This is a genomic window from Halomonas sp. 3F2F (assembly GCF_014897805.1).
GTDB lineage: Bacteria > Pseudomonadota > Gammaproteobacteria > Pseudomonadales > Halomonadaceae > Vreelandella.
This window is the reverse complement of sequence record NZ_JABUZE010000083.1, coordinates 1-6,574: the sequence shown is the minus strand read 5'-3', so window position 1 is coordinate 6,574 and position 6,574 is coordinate 1. Positions and strand designations below refer to the sequence as shown.

The window sequence follows — 6,574 nt, the reverse complement described above, 5'->3', positions numbered from 1 at the left end:
CCTGTTAAGGCGCTGCGCGCCATGCCTGGCGCACCACAAAAAAAGCCACCCGGAGGTGGCTTTTGGCACAACTTAGCGGTTAAAAGCGCATTAACTGCTGCTTAAACGCCATTAATGCTCAAACGGCTTAATGCGGCAGCTTCAAAAACTTCACATTAGACATATGCTGAAGAATACGAATAACTTGGCAGCTATAGCCAAATTCATTGTCATACCACACATAAACGACGGCGTGGTTACCGTTTGCGATGGTGGCTTTAGCATCGACAATACCCGCATGACGATTGCCAACAAAGTCAGACGATACAACTTCTGCTGAATCAACGAAGTCAATCTGCTTCTGGTAGGAAGAATCAATCGATACGCGACGCAGGTAATCGTTCAACGCCTCTGCATCGGTGCCCTTTTCCAAGGTTAAATTCAAAATAGCCATAGAAACATTGGGCGTAGGCACGCGAATGGCGTTACCTGTGAGCTTACCTTCAAGTTCAGGTAGCGCTTTTGCGACCGCTTTTGCTGCACCTGTTTCGGTCAATACCATATTCAGCGCCGCACTACGTCCACGACGGTCGCCTTTGTGGTAATTATCGATCAGGTTTTGATCGTTGGTGTAGGCGTGCACGGTCTCTACATGCCCCGTCACTACGCCATATTCATCATTTAGCGCTTTTAGCACTGGCACAATGGCGTTGGTAGTACAGGACGCTGCCGACACAATACGGTCATTATCGCCAATCGTTTCATGATTAATGCCGAATACGATATTTTTGATATCGCCTTTGCCAGGAGCCGTTAACAATGCTTTCTTAGCACCCTTGCACTCAAGATGCTGACCCAAGCCAGCCTCGTCGCGCCAGATACCGGTGTTATCAACAATTACAGCGTTGTCGATACCGTAGGCAGTGTAATCAATTTCACTAGGTGAATCGGCGTAAATAACCTGAATCACATTACCATTGACAATCAGTGTACGCGCTTCAACGTCGACGGTAATCGTGCCATCGAAAGGCCCATGTACCGAATCACGACGCAGTAGGCTGGCACGCTTCTCAAGGTCTTTTGCCACATCGCCGCGGCCACGCACAACAATGGCCCGCAAACGCAACAGATTACCGCCGCCCGCTTTTTCGACCATTACTCGCGCCAGCAAACGACCAATACGGCCAAAGCCATAAAGCACTACATCTTGAGGCTCGCCTTTACTGCCATTCGGCTGAAAGCCATCAATAATTTCAGCAAGCTCTTCACGCAGGAAAGCATCAAGATCACTACCACCCTGGCGCTTAAAGTTAACGGCCAGCTTACCAACGTCAACATGAGCAGGCCCGAGGTTCATCTCGCTCATCGCTTTTACGATGGGGAACGTATCTTCAACAGATAGCTCAGTGCCTTCAATTTTGCGTACAAAGCGGTGATCTTTGAGGATGCGAATGACTGACCGCTTAATCAGGGAGCGACCGAACATAGTGGCGACAACATTGTTTTGGCGATACAGCTGGCCCACCAGTGGAATCATTTGCTCAGCCAGAGCTTCGTTGCTTTGCCATTCCTGAAAAACGTTTTCGAGAGCTTGCTGACTCACGTGCGGCCTCATTGGGTAGTGAAAAGAAATTTCTTAGAACATTATCCTGGGCTTACCAACATGCCGCAATGAATGGATAGTCGCACAACATGTAGGGGTATTACAGAAAAAGCGGATTGACTACAAACCACAATAGTGTATCGAAACCACAAGGCTTACTTAACTACTAGTGGTTGCTTTGCGCAGGCCTCTGCCTGAAAGTACTGATCGTGTATGATCCAGATTCCGTTTCAGCGCAAAACGATACCGTGACTATGTCCTCTTTTTCTCTGCTCGAACCGCCCCAGCCCAAAGGGATTCGCGACACGCTCTACCTAACAGCGCCGCCGGGCAGTGCAACTGCCCTGGCGCTGGCTCAGGTCGCGTTAAGCGCACCATTATTGGTTATTACGCCGAATACTGCCAGCGCACAGCGCCTGGAACAGGATCTGGCATTCTATAGCAATGTTCCCGTCCTGCCCTTTCCAGATTGGGAAACGCTGCCTTATGACAGCTTCTCCCCGCACCAGGATATTATCTCGTCACGCCTACGCACGCTGCGCTTACTGCAGGATGGCGTACGCGGCATTGTGCTGGTGCCAATCAATACGCTGATGCAGCGCTTGCCCCCCGTATCATACATCGCTGGGCGCGTGATGACGCTAAAAGCGGGCGCCAAACTAAATCGGGAAACATTTCGCGAATCGCTATCGCGGGCAGGTTATCGTGCCGTAGAAACGGTCTACGAGCCTGGCGAATACGCCATGCGCGGCGCAATCATCGACCTTTTCGCCATGGGTATGGATGAGCCAATTCGTATCGATTTGTTTGATGACGAAATCGATACATTACGCCATTTCGACCCTGGCAATCAGCGCTCTACCCATAAAGTCGATGTGATTGAGCTACTCCCAGCTCATGAGTACTCACTCAGCCGCAGCGCCACTGCTTGCTTCCGGGAACAGTTTGAAACGCTTTTTGATGTTGATCCGCGCCAGTGCCCTCTCTATAACGATGCACTGAAAGCCATCCCCTCCCCGGGCTTGGAACAATATTTGCCACTGTTCTTCGACGAAACCGCTTCTTTATTTGAGCACGTTACCGATGACACCCGTGTAGCACTGTTGCCAGGTGTATTCGAAGCCGCTGAGCAACACTGGCAGTCTATTGAATCACGTTACGAGAATTTGGGTGTTGACCCAACACGCCCCCTTTTACCACCGCTTCGCGCGTTCATTCCCGTTAATGACGCTTTTTCGGCGATCAAAGCTCGCCCCCGAATCGAACTAACCGAAGACAACACGCAACGCCATGCCCTGGCGCCGAAAGCCCAAGCACTACCCTCGCTGGCAATTAACGCTCGCGCCAAGCAACCCCTTAACGAACTGGCTACCTTTCTGGATGCGCAGCAAGCTACGCGGGTACTGTTTGTTGCCGAGTCACGGGGACGCAGAGAAGCGTTAGAAGAAGTATTGGCGCCGCTTAAATTAAGCCTGCCCCATATTGACAGCTTCCAAGACTTTTTAAGCAGCACTGATCGCATTGCCATTACTGAAAGCTTGGTAGGCAGCGGCTTGTGGCTTACCGAACCGAATGTCGCGGTGATCAGCGAGACCGAGCTCTTTGGCGATGTCGTGCGCCAGAGTCGGCGGCGAGAAAAAGCGACCGACGACAACGAATTGGCCGTGCGCCATTTATCTGAGTTACGAGAAGGCGCACCGGTTGTTCACCAAGCACATGGCGTCGGCCGCTACTTGGGGCTGGAAACCCTTGAAGCTGGCGGTCAAGCTAACGAATTCCTGGCGCTTTCATATGCCGACGGCGCCAAGCTTTATGTCCCGGTCGATAGCTTGCATCTTATTTCTCGCTATAGCGGCGCTGATGACGAACTCGCTCCGCTGCACAGGTTAGGCTCAGATCAGTGGGAAAAGGCACGTCGTAAAGCGGCTGAGAAAATCCGCGACACTGCCGCTGAACTACTCGACATCTACGCCCGGAGGGAGGCTCAGGAAGGCTTCATTTATGATACGCCGGGCGATGACTACGTTCGCTTCTCTGCCAGCTTCCCATTTGAAGAAACCCCTGACCAGCAGGCCGCCATTGAAGCAGTTATAAGCGACATGATCTCTCCTCAGCCAATGGATCGCGTCGTTTGTGGCGATGTAGGCTTTGGCAAGACCGAAGTCGCCATGCGTGCTGCATTCCTGGCCGTTCAAACCGGTCGCCAAGTAGTGGTGCTTGTGCCCACCACTCTGTTAGCCCGCCAGCACTTTGAGAACTTCCGCGACCGCTTTGCCGACACCGCTGTGAATATTAGTCTTATTTCGCGCTTCACAGGCGGCAAGGAAATGACGCAAACCTTGGAAAGCATCAAAAATGGCCAAACTGACATCGTAATAGGCACTCATAAACTGCTGTCTAAAAGCGTTGAGCTGCCCAAAATGGGGCTTTTAATTATCGACGAAGAGCACCGCTTTGGGGTCGCACAGAAAGAAAAACTCAAAACGCTGCGCGCCGAAATCGACATTCTGACGCTCACCGCAACACCGATTCCGCGCACCTTAAATATGGCCATGAGCGGCATCCGAGACCTCTCGATTATTGCCACCCCACCCGCACGACGCTTATCGGTCAAAACGTTTGTGCAACAGCGAGACAGCAGCGTCATTAAAGAAGCCCTGCTGCGTGAAATATTACGTGGCGGACAAGTCTACTTTTTGCACAATGAAGTCAAAACGATTGAAAACGCTGCCGAACAAATCCGCGAACTGGTGCCAGAGGCACGGGTTGCTGTTGCTCACGGCCAATTACCCGAGCGCAGCCTTGAGCGAGTCATGTCAGACTTCTATCATCGTCGCTTCAATGTACTGGTGTGCTCTACCATTATCGAAACGGGCATTGACGTGCCCAGCGCCAACACGATTCTGATTGAGCGCGCCGATAAGTTTGGCTTGGCCCAGCTACACCAACTGCGTGGCCGCGTTGGACGCAGCCACCACCAAGCATATGCTTACCTACTAACGCCGCCCCCCAAGGCAATGACACGAGATGCCGTAAAGCGCCTGGAAGCGATTAGCGCCTCTGATGATCTCGGTGCTGGTTTCACCTTAGCAAGTCACGACATGGAGATACGTGGCGCAGGCGAGCTCCTGGGCGACGAGCAGAGCGGCCAAATGGAAACCATCGGCTACACGCTTTACATGGAAATGCTGGATCGCGCGGTGAAGGCTATTCGTGCGGGCAAAACGCCTAATATTGACGCCCCCTTCAACACCGGTGTCGAGATTAGCCTCAATCTGCCAGCATTGATTCCAGATGACTATATTCACGACGTACAACAGCGCCTGGTGATGTATAAACGTATCGCCAACACCCAGAGCGACGCTGAGCTTAAGGAGCTACAAGTCGAGCTTATTGATCGCTTTGGACTCCTTCCTCAGCCCTTGAAGAACCTGATACGCCAGACTAGGCTTCGCCACCGCGCTGAACAACTAGGTGTCGCGCGCATTGAAGCCGGTGAAAACCGTGGACGAGTACTTTTCAACGGCTCTACCCAGGTCGATCCATTAACACTTGTGACACTCATTCAAAAATCGCCACAGCACTACCGACTGGATGGCTCAGACACTTTACGGTTTGAATTCCCAATGGAAACTACCGAACAGCGTTTTGATAAAGTCGAAGCTCTGCTTACAACACTCAATCAAAAAGTAGCGGCGGCGTGAACCTTGGGGCAAACTTGTATGAAAGCCCTACGCACGGCCCTCTAACTGCCGCCCATGACAATGCTAGTTTGCAGCAATGTGGCGCATAAATTAATTAGGAACCACCATGAACATTCGTAAGCTATATAACGCCTGGGGCCCAACGAGCTTAGCTGTCTTACTTACAGCAAGCCTCTCTACCCCTATTTATGCACAGCCCTCAGCCGATACAGCTGAAGGCTCAGCCCCTGCTACAGAAGAGGCGCTTACCAGCGCTGACCAGCTCGCTGAGCAAAGAGAACTACCCCGCGGCCATTTTCGTCTTCCTGAAGAAGGCGACATTATTGGAGAACACTACACCGTCGTCGTAGAAGATCCTGAAGACACACTCATCGATATCGCGCGACGCCATAACATTGGCTACGAAGAAATTCGTATGGCCAACCCAGGCGTCAGCATGTGGGTACCTGGGGAAGGCACAGAAATCGTTATACCTGCGCGCTATATTTTACCGCCTGCACCCCGCGAAGGCGTGGTCGTAAATTTGTCTGAACTGCGACTCTATTATTATCCGGCTGACAACCCCGGCATTGTTGAAACCTACCCTGTCAGTGTTGGCCGTGAGGAATTTGCCACACCGGTCGGCATTACCCGCACGACCGTAAAGGTAAAAGATCCTGCCTGGGCGCCGCCAGCCTCTATGCGTCGTGAAGCAGCTGCACGTGGCGAGCCAGCCCCGTCTATTGTGCCTGCTGGCCCCAACAACCCACTGGGTCGTCACGCTATATTGCTGGCGATGCCTAGCTACCTGATTCATGGTACCAACCGCCCTGAAGGCGTGGGCATGCGGGTCAGCCGCGGCTGCATCCGCATGTTCCCCGAAGATATCAAATCGCTCTACGAGCGCATGCCTACCGGCACTCAAGTCAACTTGATGGATGCACCGTTTAAAGCAGGCTGGGCAGCGGACGGCACACTGTTTGTGCAGTCTTACCCTCAGCTTGAAGAAAACGTTGGCGATTTTGAGCCACTGCTTAATGCCATCGAACGAGTAAGCGAACTGGCTGAAGACCAAGCAGAAGTTGACTATGCCCAGGTAAAACTAGCTGTAGAAAATCCGGATGGTCGCCTTATAGCGCTGTATGGCCCTCAAGCACCAGCACCAGCCCCTGCTGAAGAAGAGCCTGTGGAGCTTGATGGATTATTCGAAGAAATTGAGCTCACAACAGCGACACAAGCCGAGGAAGAGGCATAACCTTAGTCAAAATATCGAGTAGGGTGAGGCGTTACCGCCTCATCCCTCTCACAG

3 protein-coding genes are annotated in these 6,574 nt (G+C 52.2%); 2 read left to right on the top strand and 1 reads right to left on the bottom strand.

Annotation, left to right across the window (positions count from 1 at the left end):
- Positions 1-127 precede the first annotated feature (127 nt).
- Positions 128-1,582 carry a glyceraldehyde-3-phosphate dehydrogenase gene (locus tag INT21_RS10110; RefSeq protein WP_193060136.1) on the bottom strand — a complete coding sequence of 485 codons (1,455 nt, stop codon included), beginning with the start codon at positions 1,580-1,582 and terminating at the stop codon, positions 128-130.
- 254 nt (positions 1,583-1,836) lie between these two features.
- On the opposite strand from INT21_RS10110, the gene mfd reads away from it, so the two are divergent.
- Both mfd and INT21_RS10100 read left to right on the top strand, forming a co-directional pair.
- Positions 1,837-5,286 carry a transcription-repair coupling factor gene (gene mfd, locus INT21_RS10105; RefSeq protein ID WP_193068807.1) on the top strand — a complete coding sequence of 1,150 codons (3,450 nt, stop codon included), beginning with the start codon at positions 1,837-1,839 and terminating at the stop codon, positions 5,284-5,286.
- A gap of 106 nt (positions 5,287-5,392) precedes the next feature.
- On the top strand, positions 5,393-6,520 hold the full coding sequence (locus INT21_RS10100; RefSeq protein ID WP_193060134.1) for a L,D-transpeptidase family protein: 1,128 nt from the start codon (positions 5,393-5,395) through the stop codon (positions 6,518-6,520).
- Positions 6,521-6,574 lie beyond the last annotated feature (54 nt).